Here is an 18,977-nt window from a genome sequence, read left to right on the forward strand (position 1 = left end):
CTCAGTCCCAGAGTCCCTGAATCCGCAGAAGGCCCGCCAGCAGGCACATCACGGAGCCGATCCCGAGCAGGACGACCAGGCCCTTGGGCATGCCCTGCTTCGAGAAGGAGTAGACGCCGCCGGCCAGGAAGAGGCCGACGACGATCAGAATCGTATTGAGCCCGGTCACAGCGCGCCCTTGGTGGACGGCAGGATTCCGGCGGCGCGCGTGTCGCGCTCGGAGGCGTACCGCAGGGCGCGGGCCAGCGCCTTGAACTGGCACTCCACGATGTGGTGGGCGTTGCGCCCGTACGGCACGTGGACGTGCAGGGCGATCTGCGCCTGGGCGACGAAGGACTCCAGGATGTGCCGGGTCATCGTCGTGTCGTACTCGCCGATCATCGGCGCCATCTTCTCGGGCTCGGTGTGCACCAGGTACGGCCGGCCGGAGAGGTCGACGGTGACCTGGGCCAGCGACTCGTCCAGCGGGACGGTGCAGTTGCCGAAGCGGTAGATGCCGACCTTGTCGCCGAGCGCCTGCCTGAAGGCGGCGCCGAGCGCGAGGGCGGTGTCCTCGATCGTGTGGTGCGAGTCGATGTGCAGGTCGCCCTCGGTCTTGACCGTGAGGTCGAAGAGCCCGTGGCGGCCGAGCTGGTCGAGCATGTGGTCGTAGAAGCCGACCCCCGTCGACACATCGACTTTCCCGGTGCCGTCGAGGTTGATCTCGACGAGCACGGACGTTTCCTTCGTGGTGCGTTCCACGCGGCCTACGCGGGGGTTCATGCCTCGTGCTCCTTCTTGGCGTTCTCAGTGACAAGCGTGCGCGCCGCATCGAGGAACGCGTCGTTCTCGGCCGGGGTCCCCGCGGAGACCCGCAGCCAGCCCGGCACCCCGTTGTCCCGGACCAGGACACCCTGGTCGAGAATGCGCTGCCAGGCGGTGCGGCTGTCGGCGAAGCGGCCGAACTGGACGAAGTTGGCGTCCGATTCGGTCACCTGGAAGCCGAGAGCACGCAGCTCGTCGACGAGCCGGTCGCGCTCGCTCTTGAGCTGCGCGACGTACCCGAGCAGCGTATCGGTGTGTTCCAGGGCGGCGAGCGCGGTGGCCTGGGTGATGGAGGACAGGTGGTAGGGCAGTCGCACCAGCTGTACGGCGTCGACGACGGCCGGGTCCGCGGCGAGGTAGCCGAGGCGCAGTCCCGCGGCGCCGAACGCCTTCGACATCGTGCGCGAGAGCACCAGGTGGGGGCGGCCCTCGATGAGCGGGAGCAGCGAGGGGTGGTGGCTGAACTCACCGTACGCCTCGTCGACGACGACCATCGACGGCTTGGCCGCCTGCGCCGCCTCGTACAGGTCGAGGACGGTCCGCGCGTCGACGGCGGTACCGGTGGGGTTGTTGGGCGAGGTGATGAACACGACGTCCGGCCGCTGCTCGGCGATCATCTCGCGGGCCGCCGCCACGTCGATGGTGAAGTCCTCGTTGCGCGGTCCGGAGAGCCAGCCCGTTCCGGTGCCGCGCGCGATGAGGGCGTGCATCGAGTAGGAGGGTTCGAAGCCAATCGCCGTGCGGCCGGGGCCGCCGAAGGTCTGGAGCAGCTGCTGGAGCACCTCGTTGGAGCCGTTGGCGGCCCAGACGCCGGCGGGGCCGACCTCGTGCCCGGCGGTGCGGGTGAGGTAGCGGGCGAGTTCGGTACGGAGCTCGACGGCATCGCGGTCGGGGTAGCGGTTGAGGTCGCGGGCGGCCTCGCGGACGCGCTCGGCGATCCGGTCGACCAGCGCCTCGGGGAGCGGGTACGGATTCTCGTTGGTGTTCAGGCGCACGGGGACGTCGAGCTGGGGCGCCCCGTAGGGGGACTGGCCGCGCAGCTCGTCGCGGATGGGCAGTTCGTCCCAGGCGTTGCCCGTGGTGCTGTCGTCTCTCACCGCTGCGGAACCTTCCACCCGAACCTGGCCTTGAGCGCGGCGCCGTGGGCGGGGAGGTCCTCCGCCTCGGCGAGGGTCACCACGTGGTGGGTGACCTCCGCGAGCGCGTCACGGGTGTAGTCGACGATGTGGATGCCGCGCAGGAAGGACTGCACGGACAGGCCCGAGGAGTGGCAGGCGCAGCCGCCGGTGGGCAGGACGTGGTTGGAGCCCGCGCAGTAGTCGCCGAGGGAGACCGGCGACCACGGGCCGACGAAGACCGCACCCGCGTTGCGGACCCGGTCCGCCACGGCGGCGGCGTCCGCGGTCTGGATCTCCAGGTGTTCGGCGGCGTAGGCGTCGACGACCTTGAGGCCGTCCTCCAGGTCGTTGACCAGGACGATCGCGGACTGGCGGCCGGCCAGGGCCGGCCCGATGCGGTCCGTCACGTGCTTGGTGGCCGCGATCTGCGATGCCAGCTCGGCCTCGGTGGCATCGGCGAGCTCGGCCGAGTCGGTGACGAGGACGGCGGCGGCCATGGGGTCGTGCTCGGCCTGGCTGACCAGGTCGGCGGCGACGTGCACCGGGTCGGCGGTGGAGTCGGCGAGGATCGCGATCTCGGTCGGGCCGGCTTCGGCGTCGATGCCGATGCGGCCCTTGAGGAGGCGCTTGGCCGCGGCGACGTAGATGTTGCCGGGGCCTGTGACGAGGTTCACGGGCAGGCAGTCCTCGGTGCCGTACGCGAACATCGCGACGGCCTGGGAGCCGCCCGCCGCGTACACCTCGTCCACCCCGAGCAGGGCACAGGCCGCCAGGATCGTCGGGTGCGGAAGGCCGCCGAACGCCTTCTGCGGCGGGGACGAGACGGCGATCCCCTCGACGCCCGCCTCCTGGGCCGGTACGACGTTCATGACGACGGACGAGGGGTAGACGGAGCGCCCGCCCGGCACGTAGAGGCCGACGCGCTCGACGGGCACCCACTTCTCGGTGACCGTGCCGCCCGGGACGACCTGAGTGGTGTGCGTTGTGCGGCGCTGCTCGTGGTGGACGATCCGGGTACGGCGGATCGACTCCTCCAGCGCGGCCCGTACGGCGGGGTCGAGCCGCTCCAGCGCATCGGTGAGGGCCGCGGCCGGGACCCGGATCGACTCGACGCGTACGCCGTCCAGTTTCTCCCCCCACTCGATCACTGCCGCGGAGCCGCGATGGCGTACGTCCTCGCAGATGGGCCGCACCGTCTCCAGGGCGGCTTCCACGTCGAACTCGGCTCGGGGCAGCAGGTCGCGCAGGTCGCCGCCCTCGGGGAGGGCGGTGCCGCGCAGATCGATTCGAGAGATCACCCCGCAATTCTCGCAGACCGTTCCGGGCGCCCGGACCTCCGTATCACTGGCTGATACATGCCCCGGCTGTCACTGCTGACTACTAGCGTTCAGGCCGTCACGCAGGGGGAAGAACACACGTACGGCGTCTGCAAGAGGGGACGGCAGTGACCGAGCCGCAGGATGGCGATATCCCGGACGGCCTCAGCGCAGCGGAGCTGGGCATGTGGCAGTCCTTCCGGAACGGCACCACCTACGACCTGCGCACCCATGACCCGGTGCGCGACGATCCGTTCGCGGCGCACCTCTGGGGGCCGGAGCGGAGCGTCGGCGCGCGGGTGGTGGCCAGGCTGCTGCTGAGCGGGCCCGCGCCGCGGCCCGGCCGGGTGGCGGCGCTGAAGCTCCGGGGCGTACGCGTCACGGGGCTGCTCGATCTGGCGGGCGGGCGTGTCTCGCCGTACGTCGAGCTGACGGGCTGCCGGTTCGAGCAGGAGGTGGTGCTGCCCGAGTGCCACTTCACGACCCTGCGGATGGTCGGCTGCGCGATTCCCCGGCTGGAGGCGGCCCGGCTGCACACCGAGGGGGATCTGCATCTGCCGCGCTGCCGGATCGACGGCGGCATCCGGCTCACGGACGCCCAGATCGGCACGGACCTGCTGATCAACCAGATAAGCGTCGGTCCCGACCGGCAGGGCCGCGCCTTCACCGCGGACGGCCTCTCGGTGGCGCAGGACCTCCAGGCCGAGATGGTCGAGACGCGCGGCGAGCTGAGCCTGCGGGGCGCGAAGGTCGGCGGTTCGCTGAGTCTGCGCGGCAGCAGGCTGCGGGGCACGGAGGGGCGGCGGGCGCTGAACGCCCCGCAGCTGACCGTCGAACGCACGCTGTACATGACCGAGGCGTGGGTGAGCGTCGAGACGGGGAACCAGAACACCACTCCCCCGTACGGCGTCACCCGGTCGACGGGCACCCCGGCGCGCGGCAGCCGCTCCCAGATCTTCGAGTGCCGGGGCGGGGTGCGGCTGGACGACGGCAGGTTCGGGGACGCGGTGGATCTGCACAAGGCGCGGTTCGTGCTGGCCAGGCACGAGGAGCTGTCGCTGCGCAGGATCGTCGTGCCCGAGCTGCGCTTCAACGCGGAGCGCCCGGAGGAGGGCCGGGTCGTGCTGAACGGCGCGAAGGTCGTCACGCTCATCGACGTGTCGACCAGCTGGCCGGGGCCGGGCGGCCTGGCCATGGGCGGTTTCGTGTACGAGAACCTCGTCCCGTACGGGCACTTCCCGCTCTCCCGGCGGCTGGAATGGGTGCAGGCGGCGACCCCGGAGTACGTACCCGAGCCGTACGAGCGGCTCGCCGCCGTCCTGCGCAGCTGCGGGGAGGACGCGGACGCCCGGGAGGTGCTGCTCGCCAAGCAGCGGCGGCGCCGGGAGACGCTGCCGCCGGCCGCCCGGCTGTGGGGCCACCTTCAGGACTGGACGGTGGCGTACGGCTACCGCCCCGGGCGGGCGGCGGTGTGGATGGCGGTGCTGTGGGCGGCCGGCGCCGTGGCGTTCTCCCACTACGACCCGGCGTCGATCAAGAAGGACGAGCATCCGCAGTGGAACCCCTCGCTCTACGCGCTCGATCTGCTGGTGCCTGTGATCAACCTCGGCCAGGACGGCTACTGGCGTCTGGAGGGCGGCTGGCAGTGGGCGGGAGCGGCCCTCGTCCTGCTGGGCTGGATATTGGCCACGACGGTCGCCGCAGGCGCCTCGCGTCTGCTGCGCCGGCACTGATCCGAAAGCCGCACCGCAAGGGCTGACGGCCGGGTGGGACAAGGGTCGTGGGGGTGCGGCGCCGAACGGGGAGACGTCACCGCCAGGTCGGATTCAAGCCAGAGTCCGGCATTTCCTTTGCCTTTTCTTGACCCTGTCCAGGGCAACCCTCCCACTCGGCACAGAAGCTTCACCTCGCCCCTCTGGCGCGCCTCTCACCAGCACTTTTCAATGGTCTGCACCATGCCATTCCTTCGCGCTCTGCTCAGCACCACGCGCATGATCCGGTACAGCCCCGAGCTGTCCGCCGGACTGCCCGTGGATGACGCGGTGCTGCTCGACGCCCCCGACGAGCGGCTGTCCCCCGCACTGGTGGCCGCCGCCCTCGGCGCGTACCAGCCCGCCGCCGGACTGCTCGCCGCCACCCGGGAGGGCGCGGAGTGGGAGACCCGTGACCGCTGCCTCGCCCGCCTGGTCACCTTCGCGCACAGCCGCGACGGCTGGCTCACCGCGTGGCTCACCGCCGCCCCCCGCGACCCGGACGCGCTCCTCGTCAAGGCCGGGCTCGCCGTCCGCCGGGCCTGGGAGTCGCCCGCCCGCGCCGAGCGGCTGCGTGAGGTGGGCCCGCTGATCTCGGCCGCGGCCCAGGCCCAGCCGGGCGACCCGGTGCCGTGGCGCCTCGCCCTGGACCACGCCCGGGGCACCCATGCGACGCACACCGTGTTCGAGGCGCTGTGGGAGCAGGCCGTACGGCGCTCCCCGCACCACTACGGCTGCCATGTCGCGGCCCTGCGCTACCTCTCCGCCGCCTGGTACGGCTCGCACCGCGAGTGCTTCGACTTCGCGGAGCGGGCGGCCGAGGACGCCCTGCCCGACTCGCTGGTGCAGGCCCTGCCGTTACGGGCCGCCTCCGCCCTGCTGCTCGACGGCGACCCGGCGGCGCGGACCAGCGCGGTCCACGCGGAGCGGATCGACGCCGCGGCCGATCTCGCCATCCGGCTCTCGGCGGCGTACCGGCCCGGTGACCTCTGGCCCGCCGAGACGCGCAACCTCCTGGCGTACGTGCTCGTGGTGCGGGGGCGGTGGGGCGAGGCCCTGGAGCAGTTCCGGCTGATCGGACCGCACGCGACCTCGTTCCCGTGGTCCTCGGTGTCCGACGATCCGCTGGGCCAGTTCCTCGACGCGAGGGACGGCGCACGGCTCCAGGTGGCCTCCGCGACCCCCTTGCGCAGCCGGGAAGGCCGCGGCCGCGCGCGTGGCCATTACGCTTGACCGTTGTGACCACCGCTCGCCTCCCCCTCTTCCCGCTCAACGCGGTGCTGTTCCCCGGCCTCGTGCTGCCCCTCAACGTCTTCGAGGAGCGTTATCGCGCCATGATGCGCGCGTTGCTGCAGACCGACGAGGACGACGCGCGCCGCTTCGTCGTGGTCGCGATCCGCGACGGCCGGGAACTCGCTCCGACGGCCACCGGGATGCCGGACGGCCTCACCGCGGCCGTCCCCCTCGACCGCGAACCGGCCGACGGCTTCGGCCCCGACCCGATCCAGTCCTTCCACCGGGTCGGCTGCGTCGCGGACGCCGCGAAGATCCGCGAGCGCGCGGACGGGAGCTTCGAGGTCCTGGCCACCGGCACGGTCAGGGTGAAACTCCTCTCCGTCGACGCCAGCGGCCCCTACCTCACGGCCGAGGTCGAGGAACTGACCGAGGAGCCGGGCGACGAGGAGAGCGGCGGCACGAGCGGGGCCGAGGAGGCCGGCGCACTCGCCGAGGGAGTCCTGCGGGCCTTCCGCAGCTACCAGAAGCGGCTGGCCGGGGCCAGCGAACGCTCGCTGACGACTGGAGCGGACCTCCCCGACGACCCTTCGGTGGTCTCGTACCTGGTGGCCGCCGCGGCCGTACTCGACATCCCGTCGAAGCAGCGGCTGCTCCAGGCCCCGGACACCGCGACCCGGCTCCGGGAGGAGCTGACCCTGCTGCGCCGGGAGACGGCGGTCATCCGGCATCTGCCGTCGCTGCCCGCGGTGGAACTGACCCGGGCTCCCACGCACCCCAACTGATCCGAGGACCCCGCACCGTGGCGAAGAAGCCGAAGAAGCAGCAGGGCGGCACCCCCGCCACGGTCGCCCTGACCGCGGCGGGCGCCGCCTTCACCGTCCACGCCTACGAGCACGACCCGTCGTCCCCGTCCTACGGCGAGGAGGCGGCGGAGGCCCTGGGCGTCTGTCCCGACCGGGTGTTCAAGACCCTGGTGGCCGAGGTGGACGGCGAACTGACCGTGGCGGTCGTCCCGGTGGCGGGCTCGCTCGACCTGAAGGCCCTGGCATCGGCGGTGGGCGGCAAGCGCGCGACGATGGCGGACCCGGCGGCGGCGGAACGCACCACGGGCTACGTACGGGGCGGCATCTCCCCCCTGGGCCAGCGCAGACGCCTGCGCACGGTCCTGGACGCCTCGGCCGGCTCCCACGCCACGATCTGCGTCTCGGCGGGCCGCCGGGGCCTGGAAGTGGAACTGACGGCCGCGGACCTGGCAGCACTGACGAACGCGACGCTGGCGACGATCGCCCGCAAGTGATCCCCGGGGCATCGCTCAGCCTGCCCGGCGCGTGAGGGTACTTCCAGCGCCGTTCTCAGCCCGTCCGGCGTTTGAGGACCGGGGTCGGGGGCGGAGCCCCGGGTTCGGGAAGGGGCGGGTAGGGGAAAACGCCCGCCGCAGGCGCCACTCGCCCACCCGCACGGGCTAGCGCCGCACAGACTCCCCAGGCCCCGCATCGGAACCCTCGGAGCCGTCCGAACCCTCGGCGCCCTCCGACCCCTCCGCCACCCCCCACGGCGCCTCCGGCGCCCACTCCCCCTCAGGATCCCGCGGAGCGAACAGCGCCGTCAGCCCCAGATGCACCAGCATCGCCACGATCGGCCACGCCAGCACCACCCCCGCGGCATGCAGCTCCAGCGGCGCGTCGAAGGCGACGCCCTTCCCCGCCTCCCGCGCCCGGGCGACCACATCCGACGAAGGCCCGAACCAGACGCCGATCCCCCAGGCCAGCAGCGACCCCAGCAGACCGCCGAGCGCCAGCCCGGCCACCAGCAGAATGCCCCCGCTGCGCCGGTAGAAGAACACGGCGAAAGCGGCCACGACCCCGAACCCGAGCGCCAGCAGCACGAACGTGCCGTCCGCCGCCACCGCCTCCTCGCCCTCGCTGTTCTTGAGGAAGACCGCCGTGTCGTCGGAGACCAGCGGCACGCGGGGCGCCAGCCACAGCCACAGGAGCCCGAGCAGCAGCCCCGCGGCCGTGAGCAGGGCGGTGATCACGGCGGCCTGCCGCAGCTCCGTCGCCGCTTCCCGGCCGTGCGCCGGCGCAGGACCGGGCGCGGGAGAGGCCCCGGACGGCGGCGTCTGCCACGGATCGTTGGACGAGGGCTGGTGCGGCGGCGTCAGAGGTGCGGTCACCGTGCCATCGTGCCAGGTGACCCTGTGCCGCGCCGCACCGGACCGAATCCCCCGGCCACCCGCAGCCGGGCACCCCGCACCCCCGGACCCGCGAGGCGAACCGCTAGCGAACCGCGGCCCGCCGGTACGCCCACGTGGCCACCGCCAGCGACAGCACCCCCACCACCGCGCACACCGCGAGGTCCAGCGCGATCACCGCCCACTCCGGACTCGCGTCGAAGGACCGCGCGAGCGCCTCCACCCCGTACGTCGACGGCAGCAGGTCGCGCGCCCACCCGACCGGCTGCGGCAGCCGCTCCGCCGGCAGCACACCCAGCAGCAGCGCGGCGGACATGCCGAGCTGCCCGAGCAGCGTGGCGAACTCCTGGCGCGGCGCCAGCAGACCGAGCGCCGCCCCCAGACCGGCCAGCGCCGCCCCGGACAGCGGCACCACGGCGACGAGCACCCACAGGTGGCCCATCGGCAACTGGAACAGCACACTGCCGGTCACGGCCGTCACGATCGTGCCGGGCACCGTGAAGGACGCGTACGCCCCCGCCGTCCCCAGCACCACCGCGGCCGGCGGCACGGGCAGCGTGGCGTAGTGGTCGAGCCCGCCGCCGGCCCGCAGCTGGCCGAAGTACTGGGCGAGCAGGTTCAGCGCGACGAAGGCCACGACCAGCACGCTGGACCCCGCGACGACGGCCCTCGCCTCGGACCCGCCGTCCACGACGCCCCGCATCAGGACCATGATCCCGACGGACTGGAAGGTCGCCACGAACAGCAGCGGAATTTGGGCGACCCGGGCCCGCGAGAGCTGGGCCCGGTACACGGCGGCGAGCGCGGGCAGCAGCCGCGCCCGGGGGCCAGCGGGGCCGGCGCGGGGAGCGGGGTGCCGACCGGTCCGGCAGCCCGGAACCGCTCGGCCGCCACCCCCGCCTCCGCGCGAACAATGCTCGTCACCTGGCGCCGCTCCCCTTGGATACCTGAGATACGCGAGTCGCGTGAGACACGTGTACGTTCACGCCTTCACCAGCCCCTCGGTCGCCCTGACCGCGTCCCCGCCCAGTGCCAGGTAGACGTCCTCCAGGCTGGGCGTGGCCAGCGTGAAGTCGTCCAGCGCGGCGAACGCCGCCCCGCCCGTCACCGCCGCCACGGCCGCCCGCGCCTCGTCGGGCGCCAGCCGCAGCACCCAGCGCCGCCCGGACTCCGTGGCCGAGCCGCGCAGCGCCGCCACCTCGGGTACGTCCATCGGGGCCCGCTCGCGCCAGACCAGCTCGACCCGGACCTCTCCCGCCACCTGTTCCTTGAGCCCGTGAGGGGTGTCGCAGGCGATGACCTTGCCCCGTTCCAGCACCGCGACCCGGTCGAGCACCGTCTCGGCCTCGATCACGTTGTGGGTGACGAGCAGCACCGTGACTCCCCGCTCCGCCCTGCGCCGGTCGACGGCGGCCCAGACGGCACGCCGGGCGACGGGGTCCATACCGGTGGTGGGTTCGTCCAGCACGAGGACGGGCCGTTCCCCGACCAGCGTCGCCGCGAAGCACGCGAGCCGCCGCTGACCGCCGGAGAGCCGCTTCAGCGGCCGCCCTGCCAGCTCGGTGAGTCCCAGCTCCTCCAGGACGTCGTCGCGGGCGGCCCGTGCCTGGCGGACCGGGAGGCCGCGCAGCCGCCCGGTGGTCTCGGCGGCGAGGGAGACGGTCAGTTCGTCGAGGGCGGTGGATTCCTGGCCGAGGTAGCCGATCAGCCGGGAGGCCCGCTCGGGATGGCGTACGAGGTCGTGGCCCAGGACGTCCACGCTGCCGGAGTCGGGCCGCATGAGGCCGGTGAGCTGGCGTACCAGGGTGGACTTGCCCGCGCCGTTGGGGCCGAGCAGGCCGAAGATCTCGCCCTGCCGGACATCGAGGCTGATCCCGTCGGTGGCGCGCACCTCGGGGATGGCCGCCGCGCCGCGCCGGCCGCGGACCGCGGGATAGGTCCTGACCAGATCACGCACCGCGCACACGGTCCCGGTCTGCGCCTGTGCTGTGCCGGTACTCACGAGGTACGAGGGTACGGGGTCGGATGCCCCGGATTGCGCCCGGGGTCGCACCGCCCCGGCCGCTACTCGGCGAGCGGAACGTGCTCCGCGGCGGCCCGCACGTCGATCTCGCGCCAGAACCCGGCCCGGATCGCGTACCGGTCGTGTTCGTCGATCTGGTCGTCCTTGTGGGCGAGCAGCCCGAACCGCGCCGCGTACCGCAGGAGCTCGCCGTCGATGCGGTGCGGGATGCGCGGGTACATGGTCGAGAGTTTCTGGAGGTGGACGGTCTCCGGGAGCCGTTCCATCCACCGGCGGGCGAAGACCTGGCCGACCTCGAACGGATCGCCGCCGACGGTCGTGATGTCCTCCTCCCGGTCCGCCCAGCGCTGTTCCGCGCTGGTGAGCTGGGCGAGGGTGGGCAGCGAGGCCGTCTCGGCCGGTTCGCCGAGCGGTCCGCCGCGCTCGACCCAGCCCTTGTCGGACGACCAGCGCAGGGTGGCGTTGGCGGGAGCGGCCGGCCCGGGGTGCTGCGTGGCCTGGCTGCCGGGACCGCGCAGGGCCGCCAGGTCCTTCGGTGTGGGGACGCCGCGGTGGCCGGGCCCCGGCGGGGGGCCGCTGTCCTGCTCGGCCGTCGCCTGGGCCCCGTTCCGCGCCGCGGCCTGGGCCTCGGATGCGCGCTCGGCCGATGCCGCCAGCGCGGCTTCGGGGAGGGGCGCGGAGAGGATCGCGGCGATCTCCGGGCGCGGGACGGGGGGCGGGGCGCAGATCCCGCCGATCTCCTTGGCCCGTACGGCCTTGGTGATCCAGGCCCGGTCGAGCACCCGCCGTTCGTCGGCCTCCGCGACGAGGTCCTCGGACTGGTTGTAGTCGCCGTCCGCGGCCTGCACGGCCCAGAGGTGGACGGCCACCCCGTGCTCCTTCGCCGACATGAGCCCCGGCAGCAGGTCGCCGTCGCCGGTCACGAGCACCACGTCGGAGCAGGCGCGGTTCCTGGCGAGCTCGGTGAGCTCGGCGTGCATCGCCGCGTCGACGCCCTTCTGCGCCCAGCGGCCGTCGCTGCGGGTGAGGGCTCCCAGCCGGACGGTGACGCGGGGCATCACCCGCAGCCGGCGGTGTTCCGGCTGCGGTACGCGGTCGGGGGCGCCGTCGAACCAGTAGATCCGGAGAAGGGGTTGCTGGGTGTCCGCCTCCGCGCGTTCGCGCAGCCCCTGGATCAGGGCGGCGTGGTCGACGGTGATGCGGGAACGGGCGGGCTCCCCGGCCAGCAGGCTGGCGGCTGCGCCCAGCAGATAACCGGCGTCCACCAGGACGACACAACGGTCCACGCGTTCCACCCTCTTCCAGGAATTCGGGAACGGTTCTCGGCGGGCCCGGCCGTGGGGAGGTCGGCCCGCTCACTCAGGGGTTCCCTGGAGTCTGCCCGACCGCGCGGAGGTTAACGTCCGGAACTCGATCATCGGCGTGGCGGATCGGGAAAACGGGACACCACGGCATACCACTACGCACGGTAATGATCCAACATGCGGCATATACGGCGCTATGTGAATCTGGCAGCGGTCCTGGCCCCGAGAGTCCCCTAGGAGGAACACCATGGCCAAGAACAAGAACCGCAAGCAGGGCAGCCAGCAGGATCGCTCCGCGTCGGCCGCTGAGCGTGGTGCGCAGGACGCGAAGACCTCGTCCTTCGAGGCACAGAGCGGTCCCCAGTCGCGTTCCCAGGGCAGCCCCGCGGATGTCGCCCGTAAGCACCAGCGGCGCTTCGGCCACAACTGACCGGTCCGTTCCCGGTCCGGCCGCGGCCCGAGCGACCGGGAGGGGCGCCCCGCTCTTCGCGGGGCGCCCCTCCCGTCGCGACCGCCGTGTCTCAGCCGGCCAGGCAGGACGGGCCGAGAAGGACCTTCAGGTCGCCGAAGAGCGCGGGGTCCGGCTTCACCCGGTGCCGGTCGAGCCGGAGGACCGTGGTCTTGCGGGGGCCCTGGAGCCTGATCCGTACCTCGGTGTCGCCTCGGTGGCTGCTGAGGACCTCGCCGAGGCGGCTGACCATCGGCGGAGTGATCTTCACCGTGGGGATGGTCAGCACGACCGGCGCGTTGGTCCCGGCGGAGGAGACATCGGGGACCTGCAACTCCATGGCGACCAGCCGCGGCACGTCCTCGCGCTTGTCCAGGCGCCCCTTGACGAAGACCACGGTGTCCTCCACTAGCTGGGTCGAGACCAGCTGGTACGTGGCGGGGAAGAACATGCACTCGATGGAGCCCGCGAGGTCCTCGACGGTGGCGATCGCCCAGGCGTTGCCCTGCTTGGTCATCTTGCGCTGGAGGCCGGAGATGATGCCGCCGATGGTGACGATCGCGCCGTCCGCGTGCTCGCCGCCGGTGAGCTGCGAGATCGCGGCGTCCGACTTGTCGGAGAGCACGTGCTCGATACCGAAGAGCGGGTGGTCGGAGACGTACAGGCCGAGCATTTCGCGCTCCTGCGCGAGCAGGTAGGACTTCTCCCACTCGATGTCGGAGAACTCGACGTCGAGTCCGAAGCCGGGCTCGTCGCTCGTCTCCTCGCCCATGCCGCCGAAGAGGTCGAACTGTCCCTCGGCCTCCTTGCGCTTGACCTGCACCACGTTGTCGATCATCGGCTCGTGGTGGGCGACGAGTCCCTTGCGGGTGTGGCCCATCTCGTCGAAGGCCCCGGCCTTGATCAGTGATTCGACGGTGCGCTTGTTGCAGACGATCGCCTCGACCTTGTCGAGGAAGTCGGGGAACGAGCTGTACTTCCCCTTCGTCTTGCGGGTCTTGATGATCGAGTCCACGACGTTCTGGCCGACGTTGCGGATGGCGGTCAGGCCGAAGAGGATCACGTCGTCGCCCTGGGCGGCGAAGTTGGACACCGACTCGTTGACGTTGGGCGGGAGCACCTTGATGCCCATGCGCCGGCACTCGTTGAGGTAGACCGCCGACTTGTCCTTGTCGTCCTTCACCGACGTGAGCAGCCCCGCCATGTACTCGGCCGGGTAGTTCGCCTTGAGGTACGCCGTCCAGTAGGTGACCAGGCCGTACGCCGAGGAGTGCGCCTTGTTGAACGCGTATCCGGCGAACGGCACCAGGACGTCCCAGAGCGCCTTGATCGCCGCGTCGGAGAAGCCCTTCTTCTTGGCGCCCGCCTCGAAGAGGACGAAGTTCTTCGCCAGCTCGTCGGCCTTCTTCTTGCCCATCACGCGGCGCAGGATGTCGGCTTCGCCGAGTGAGTACCCGGCGACGATCTGGGCGGCCTTCTGCACCTGCTCCTGGTAGACGATGAGGCCGTAGGTGAGGCCGAGGACCTCCTTGAGGGGCTCCTCCAGCTCCGGGTGGATCGGGGTGATCTCCTGGCGGCCGTTCTTCCGCTCGGCGTAGTTCGTGTGGGAGTTCATTCCCATGGGACCCGGCCGGTACAGGGCCGAGACGGCGGAGATGTCCTCGAAGTTGTCGGGCTGCATCTGGCGCAGCAGCGAACGCATCGGGCCGCCGTCGAACTGGAACACGCCGAGCGTGTCACCGCGGCAGAGCAGTTCGTACGTCTTGGGGTCGTCCAGCGGGAGGGAGAGCAGGTCGAGCTTGACGCCCTTGTTGGCCTCCACCATCTTGACGGCGTCGTCCATGATGGTCAGGTTGCGCAGACCCAGGAAGTCCATCTTCAGCAGGCCGAGCGACTCGCACTGCGGGTAGTCCCACTGGGTGATGGTGACGCCGTCGGTGTGCCGCACCCAGATCGGCGCGTGGTCCACGATCGGCTCGCTGGACATGATGACCCCGGCGGCGTGCACGCCCATCTGCCGGACCAGGCCCTCGACGCCCTTGGCCGTGTCGATGACCTTGCGGACGTCCGGCTCGTTCTCGTACATCCCCCGGATCTCGCCCGCCTCGCTGTAGCGCGGGTGCTTGGGGTCGGTGATGCCGTTGAGGTCGATTCCCTTGCCGAGGACGTCGGCGGGCATGGCCTTGGTGAGCCGGTCGCCCATGGCGTACGGGTAGCCGAGGACGCGGGCGGAGTCCTTGATCGCGTTCTTCGCCTTGATCTTTCCGTACGTGCCGATCATGGCGACCTTGTCGGCGCCGTACTTCTCGGTCACGTACCGGATGACCTCCACGCGCCTGCGCTCGTCGAAGTCGATGTCGACGTCGGGCATGGAGACGCGCTCGGGGTTCAGGAACCGCTCGAAGATCAGTCCGTGCTCGATCGGGTCGAGGTCGGTGATGCCCATGGCGTACGAGACGATCGAGCCGGCCGCCGAGCCTCGTCCGGGGCCGACCGCGATGCCCTGGTTCTTGGCCCACATGATGAAGTCGGCGACGACGAGGAAGTACCCGGGGAACCCCATCTGGATGATGATGTCCATCTCGTACTCGGCCTGCTTCTGCCGGTCCTCGGGGACGCCGTCCGGGAAGCGGCGGTTCATGCCGGCCCGGACCTCCTCCTGGAACCAGGTGATCTCCGTGTAGCCCTCGGGGATGTCGAACTTCGGCATGAGGTTCTTCGCCTCGAACATGCCGGAGGTGTCGATCTGCTGGGCGACCAGGAGGGTGTTGGCGCAGCCCTCCTGCCAGGCGTCGGAGGAGTCGACGCCGTACATCTCCTCGGTCGTCTTGAGGTAGTAGCCGGTGCCGTCGAAGCGGAAGCGGTCCGGGTCGGAGAGGTTCTTTCCGGTCTGGATGCAGAGCAGCGCGTCGTGCGCCGTGGCCTCGTTCGCGTAGGTGTAGTGCGAGTCGTTCGTCACGAGCGGCGGGATGCCGAGCTTCCTGCCGATCTCCAGGAGCCCGTCGCGGACCCGGCGCTCGATCTCGATCCCGTGGTCCATCAGCTCCAGGAAGTACCTGCCCTCGCCGAAGATGTCCTTGTAGTCGGAGGCCGCCTGGACCGCCTCGTCGAACTGGCCGAGCCGCAGCCGGGTCTGCACCTCGCCCGAGGGGCACCCGGTGGACGCGATCAGGCCCTCGGACCACTGGGAGATGGTCTCCCTGTCCATGCGGGGCCACTTCTGGAGCCAGCCCTCGGCGTACGCGTCCGAGGAGAGCCGGAAGAGGTTGTGCAGCCCTGTGCTGTTCGACGCCCAGATCGTCTTGTGGGTGTAACCACCGGAACCGGACACGTCGTCACGCTTCTGGTGCGGCTGCCCCCACTGGACCTTGCGCTTGTGCTTGCGCGACTCGGGCGCGACGTACGCCTCGATCCCGATGATCGGCGTCACACCCGCCTTCTTGGCCGAGTGGAAGAAGTCGTAGGCCCCGTGCAGGTTGCCGTGGTCCGTCATCGCGATGTGCGACATGCCCATCTCGTTGCACGCCTCGAACATGTCCTTGAGCCGCGCGGCACCGTCCAGCAGCGAGTACTGGGTGTGGACGTGAAGGTGCGTGAAAGGCGGCTTGGTCACGGCGCTGGGCCTCCGGAGTCGGACTGGGGGGACAGCGTGGAAGTCTACGTCCTGGCAGTGACAGCCGAGGGGCACTCCCCGGTACGGTCACGCGTTGAAGGGGCGGGGACGCCCGTCCCATTTGTCATGAACGCCAGGCAGCAGGAGGCACCACACGATGTCGGAGACGCAGACCGGCGCAGCGCGGCGCGGGGAGCAGATTCTCGCCGTTTTCGACACCGCTTTCGGAGAGCTGCTGGCCGCCGATCCGGCTGCCTTCCGGGTCAAGTTCAGGAAGATGGCGGGTTCGGCCTTCGCGTTCTACCGCGGCACCGCCTGCCTCTTCTACGAGGACCTGGCGCGCGAGCGGGACGGCGGACCGTATCTGGACGAGCGCACCGGCCGGGTGTGGGTCCACGGCGACCTGCACGCGGAGAACTTCGGCACGTACATGGACGCCAACGGGCGCCTGGTCTTCAACGTGAACGACTTCGACGAGGCGTACGTGGGCCCCTTCACCTGGGACCTGAAGCGCTTCGCCGCGTCCGTGGCCCTGATCGGTTACGCGAAGGCGCTGGGTGACGACCAGATCACCGAGCTGGTCCAGGTGTACGCCGCCGCCTACCGGGAGCGCGTCCACGCCCTGGCGACGGGCGCGAAGAACGACGAGGTGCCGCCCTTCACCCTGGACACCGCCGACGGCCCGCTGCTGGGCGCGTTGCGCGCCGCCCGTTCCCTGACCAGGTTCTCGCTGCTGGACTCGATGACGGAGATCCGCGACTTCGAGCGCCGGTTCGCCGCGGACGGCGGCGCGATCGATCTGGACGCGGCGACCCGCTACAAGGTGCTGGCCGCGTTCGACGGCTATCTGGAGACGCTTCCGGACTCGAGTCTGACCCGGCCCGACTCCTACCGGGTGAAGGACGTCGTGGGCCGGCGGGGCATCGGCATCGGATCGGCCGGGCTTCCCTCGTACAACATCCTCCTGGAGGGCAACAGCGACGCCCTGGAGAACGACGTGGTGATCTACCTCAAGCAGGCGCAGACCCCGGCGGTCTCCCGGCACATCACGGACGCCGCGGTGCGGGATTACTTCCAGCACGAGGGGCACCGTACCGTCATCTCCCAGCGCGCCCTCCAGGCGCACGCCGACCCTTGGCTCGGCTGGACGGAGCTCGACGGTTCGGGGCAGCTCGTCGCCGAGGTCTCGCCGTACGCGGTCGACCTGGACTGGTCCGACATCGACGAGCCGGAGGAGATCGCCGCGGTCGTCGCCGACCTCGGCCGGGCCACGGCGACGATGCACTCGGCGGCGGACGACGAGAGCGGCCACTCGCTGGTGCCGTTCTCCACGGAACGGGCGATCGACGCCGCGATCGCGGCCGACGAGGAGGGCTTCGCCGGCCTGCTCGTGGACTTCGCCCACACGTACGGGGCACGGGCCCGCACCGATCATCAGATCTTCGTGGACCTCTTCCGCAACGGCCGCATCCCCGGTCTGTAGAGATCCCCGTACGCGCGGGCGGCCTTAAGGAGCGCCTACAGGTGCACATGGGACACTCCTCCACGATGGACGTGACAGGGACGCAGCTCAGGGCGGTTCGCGCGGCGCTTTTCACCGCGCTCGTCGTGACGCTCTCGACCGCGTCCCATGTGCTGCTCTCCCGGGTGCCGCTGCCGCTGACCGTGGTCGCCCCGCTGGCCGCCGGGGTCTTCGCCGCGGCCTTCGCCCTGGCGGGCCGTGAGCGCGGCTTCGGGGCCATCGCGGGGCTGCTGGTCCCCTTGGAGCTGGCCGCCGACACGGTCTTCACCACCGGTCAGCACCTCTGCTACGGAGCTGCGGGCGGTCCGATCGCGGGGCCGCTGCGCGCCGTGGGGCTGGACGTCCTGTGCGGTGGCGGTGAGGCGGGCGCGGCCCGGCCGGCCGGTGCCTACGCGGTCGGCGCCCCGCTGGCCGGGATGACGGGCACGGGCGACCGGGCCGCCGCCCTGCTGGCGTCGCCGGGTCCGCTGGTGCCGTGGCTGCTGCTGGCCGCCCATGTGACCGTCGGCCTGCTGGCCGCGGCCTGGCTGAGCCGCGGCGAGGCCGCGCTCGCGGAGCTGCTCCGCGCGGCGGCCGCGGTCGCGTTCCGTCCGCTGCTGGTCGCGTTCGCCGTGGTGGCCACCGCCCGGCGCCGCGCACGGCGCGACACGCTCCCGGCGGGGCGCCCGCACCCGCTCCCGCCCGCCCGCCTCCTGGGGCACTCCGTGGGACGCAGGGGACCACCGCGCTCGGCCCTCGCCTGAGCACGCACGTCCCCCGCACACGACACCACGCACACCCGGAGATCCACCATGAGCAAGCGCAACACCCAGGAGAACAAGGCAGCGGCCCGTGACCGGCTGCGCGCGGAGCGCGAGCGCCAGGCCAAGAAGGACAAGGCACGCAAGCAGATCGTCGTCGCCGTATCGGTCGTCGCCGTGCTGGCCGTGGCCGGCGGTGTCGGCTACGGCGTGACGGAGCTCAACAAGCCCTCCGGCTGGGAGGCCGCCGCGGACGCGAAGAACGTGACCGTGCCGAAGAACGCCTCAGGCGACGACGGCACGACCGTGGTCATCGGCAAGCCGGCCGCCCGGAAGACGCTGGAGATGTACGAGGACCCGCGCTGCCCGGTCTGCGCCACCTTCGAGCAGACGGTCGGCGAGACCATCGCGAAGGACGTCGCGGCGGGCAAGTACAAGGTCAGGTTCGTGGGCGCCACGTTCATCGACAACACCGACAACGGCGAAGGTTCCAAGAACGCCCTGAGCGCCCTGGGCGCGGCGCTGAACGTCAGCCCCGAGGCGTTCACGGCGTACAAGGCCGCCCTGTACTCGGCGGACTTCCACCCGCAGGAGAGCGAGGACAAGTTCGCGAAGGACAGCTACCTGATCGAGGTGGCGGACTCGGTCGACGCGCTGAAGGGCAACGCGGCCTTCGAGAAGGACGTCAAGGACGGTACGTACGACAGCTGGGCAATGAAGATGTCCGGGGCGTTCGACAAGAGCGGGGTCGAGGGCACTCCGACGCTGAAGATGGGCGGCAAGGCCATCACCGCCGAGGGCAGCAAGAACGCGCCGATGACGGTGGCGGAGTTCGACGCCGCGGTCGCCAAGGCGCTCAAGGCGTGACGGGAGGGAACGCGGAGCGCCGGACGCCAGGGGAGTAATTCCGG

Annotated in this window: 17 protein-coding genes; 8 read left to right on the forward strand and 9 right to left on the reverse strand. The window is 71.4% G+C overall.

The genetic code is table 11. The features are described 5' to 3' along the window. Nucleotide 1 precedes the first annotated feature (1 nt). Genes Sfulv_RS06380 through hisD form a run of 4 tightly spaced genes read right to left on the reverse strand, consistent with a single transcriptional unit; the run spans nt 2 to nt 3,220 of the window. On the reverse strand, nt 2–169 hold the full coding sequence (locus Sfulv_RS06380; RefSeq protein ID WP_173312593.1) for a CG2302 family histidine operon protein: 168 nt from the start codon (nt 167–169) through the stop codon (nt 2–4). Further along, the gene (gene hisB, locus Sfulv_RS06385; RefSeq protein WP_173312596.1) at nt 166–762 is read right to left on the reverse strand and encodes an imidazoleglycerol-phosphate dehydratase HisB; all 597 of its coding nucleotides are present in this window, start codon (nt 760–762) and stop codon (nt 166–168) included. Before hisB ends, Sfulv_RS06380 begins: the two co-directional genes overlap by 4 nt. Further along, complete coding sequence (locus Sfulv_RS06390; RefSeq protein ID WP_173312599.1) at nt 759–1,901, reverse strand: histidinol-phosphate transaminase; 1,143 nt, start codon at nt 1,899–1,901, stop codon at nt 759–761. The genes hisB and Sfulv_RS06390 overlap by 4 nt, the downstream gene beginning before the upstream one ends. Further along, nucleotides 1,898–3,220 carry a histidinol dehydrogenase gene (hisD, locus tag Sfulv_RS06395; RefSeq protein ID WP_173312602.1) on the reverse strand — a complete coding sequence of 441 codons (1,323 nt, stop codon included), beginning with the start codon at nt 3,218–3,220 and terminating at the stop codon, nt 1,898–1,900. Before hisD ends, Sfulv_RS06390 begins: the two co-directional genes overlap by 4 nt. Nucleotides 3,221–3,366: 146 nt before the next feature. Between hisD and Sfulv_RS06400 the strand changes: the two genes are divergently transcribed. From Sfulv_RS06400 to ybaK, 4 genes are all read left to right on the forward strand, one after another. Continuing rightward, a complete protein-coding gene (locus Sfulv_RS06400) occupies nt 3,367–4,971 on the forward strand; it encodes an oxidoreductase (protein ID WP_173312605.1) in 1,605 nt (534 codons plus the stop codon). Nucleotides 4,972–5,181: 210 nt separating this feature from the next. Then, nucleotides 5,182–6,222 carry a hypothetical protein gene (locus Sfulv_RS06405; protein ID WP_173312608.1) on the forward strand — a complete coding sequence of 347 codons (1,041 nt, stop codon included), beginning with the start codon at nt 5,182–5,184 and terminating at the stop codon, nt 6,220–6,222. Nucleotides 6,223–6,227: 5 nt separating this feature from the next. Further along, entirely contained in the window at nt 6,228–7,007 is a 780-nt protein-coding gene (locus Sfulv_RS06410) for an LON peptidase substrate-binding domain-containing protein (protein ID WP_173312611.1), read from the forward strand. A gap of 17 nt (nt 7,008–7,024) precedes the next feature. Next, nucleotides 7,025–7,522, forward strand: coding sequence for a Cys-tRNA(Pro) deacylase (gene ybaK / locus Sfulv_RS06415; protein ID WP_173312614.1), 498 nt, complete (start codon nt 7,025–7,027; stop codon nt 7,520–7,522). Nucleotides 7,523–7,687: 165 nt separating this feature from the next. On the opposite strand, the gene Sfulv_RS06420 is transcribed toward ybaK, so the two are convergent. From Sfulv_RS06420 to Sfulv_RS06435, 4 genes are all read right to left on the reverse strand, one after another. Continuing rightward, on the reverse strand, nt 7,688–8,398 hold the full coding sequence (locus tag Sfulv_RS06420) for an ABC transporter permease (RefSeq protein WP_173312617.1): 711 nt from the start codon (nt 8,396–8,398) through the stop codon (nt 7,688–7,690). A gap of 103 nt (nt 8,399–8,501) precedes the next feature. Further along, nucleotides 8,502–9,230 carry an ABC transporter permease gene (locus Sfulv_RS06425; protein ID WP_173317626.1) on the reverse strand — a complete coding sequence of 243 codons (729 nt, stop codon included), beginning with the start codon at nt 9,228–9,230 and terminating at the stop codon, nt 8,502–8,504. Nucleotides 9,231–9,398: 168 nt separating this feature from the next. Next, nucleotides 9,399–10,382, reverse strand: coding sequence for an ABC transporter ATP-binding protein (locus Sfulv_RS06430; protein WP_173317624.1), 984 nt, complete (start codon nt 10,380–10,382; stop codon nt 9,399–9,401). A gap of 98 nt (nt 10,383–10,480) precedes the next feature. Continuing rightward, on the reverse strand, nt 10,481–11,734 hold the full coding sequence (locus Sfulv_RS06435) for an NYN domain-containing protein (RefSeq protein ID WP_173312621.1): 1,254 nt from the start codon (nt 11,732–11,734) through the stop codon (nt 10,481–10,483). A 256-nt stretch (nt 11,735–11,990) separates the two neighbouring features. Here Sfulv_RS06435 and Sfulv_RS06440 point away from each other — a divergent pair, with 256 nt between their 5' ends. Further along, entirely contained in the window at nt 11,991–12,173 is a 183-nt protein-coding gene (locus Sfulv_RS06440) for a hypothetical protein (protein WP_173312624.1), read from the forward strand. Nucleotides 12,174–12,264: 91 nt separating this feature from the next. Here Sfulv_RS06440 and dnaE read toward each other — a convergent pair whose 3' ends face one another. Continuing rightward, nucleotides 12,265–15,804: a DNA polymerase III subunit alpha gene (gene dnaE / locus Sfulv_RS06445; protein ID WP_173312627.1), complete on the reverse strand. Its 3,540-nt coding sequence runs from the start codon at nt 15,802–15,804 to the stop codon at nt 12,265–12,267. Between the two features lie 157 nt (nt 15,805–15,961). Here dnaE and Sfulv_RS06450 point away from each other — a divergent pair, with 157 nt between their 5' ends. The 3 genes from Sfulv_RS06450 to Sfulv_RS06460 all read left to right on the forward strand — a co-directional run bounded on the left by Sfulv_RS06450 (nt 15,962) and on the right by Sfulv_RS06460 (nt 18,933). After that, nucleotides 15,962–17,287 (forward strand): DUF2252 domain-containing protein, encoded by a 1,326-nt coding sequence (locus Sfulv_RS06450; RefSeq protein ID WP_173312631.1) that lies wholly within the window; start codon nt 15,962–15,964, stop codon nt 17,285–17,287. 65 nt (nt 17,288–17,352) lie between these two features. Further along, entirely contained in the window at nt 17,353–18,069 is a 717-nt protein-coding gene (locus Sfulv_RS06455; protein WP_173317628.1) for a hypothetical protein, read from the forward strand. A 48-nt stretch (nt 18,070–18,117) separates the two neighbouring features. After that, nucleotides 18,118–18,933 carry a DsbA family protein gene (locus tag Sfulv_RS06460; protein WP_173312634.1) on the forward strand — a complete coding sequence of 272 codons (816 nt, stop codon included), beginning with the start codon at nt 18,118–18,120 and terminating at the stop codon, nt 18,931–18,933. Nucleotides 18,934–18,977: the final 44 nt, after the last annotated feature.

Origin of the sequence: Streptomyces fulvorobeus (assembly GCF_013167895.1) — a bacterium.
Classification (GTDB): domain Bacteria; phylum Actinomycetota; class Actinomycetes; order Streptomycetales; family Streptomycetaceae; genus Streptomyces; species Streptomyces fulvorobeus.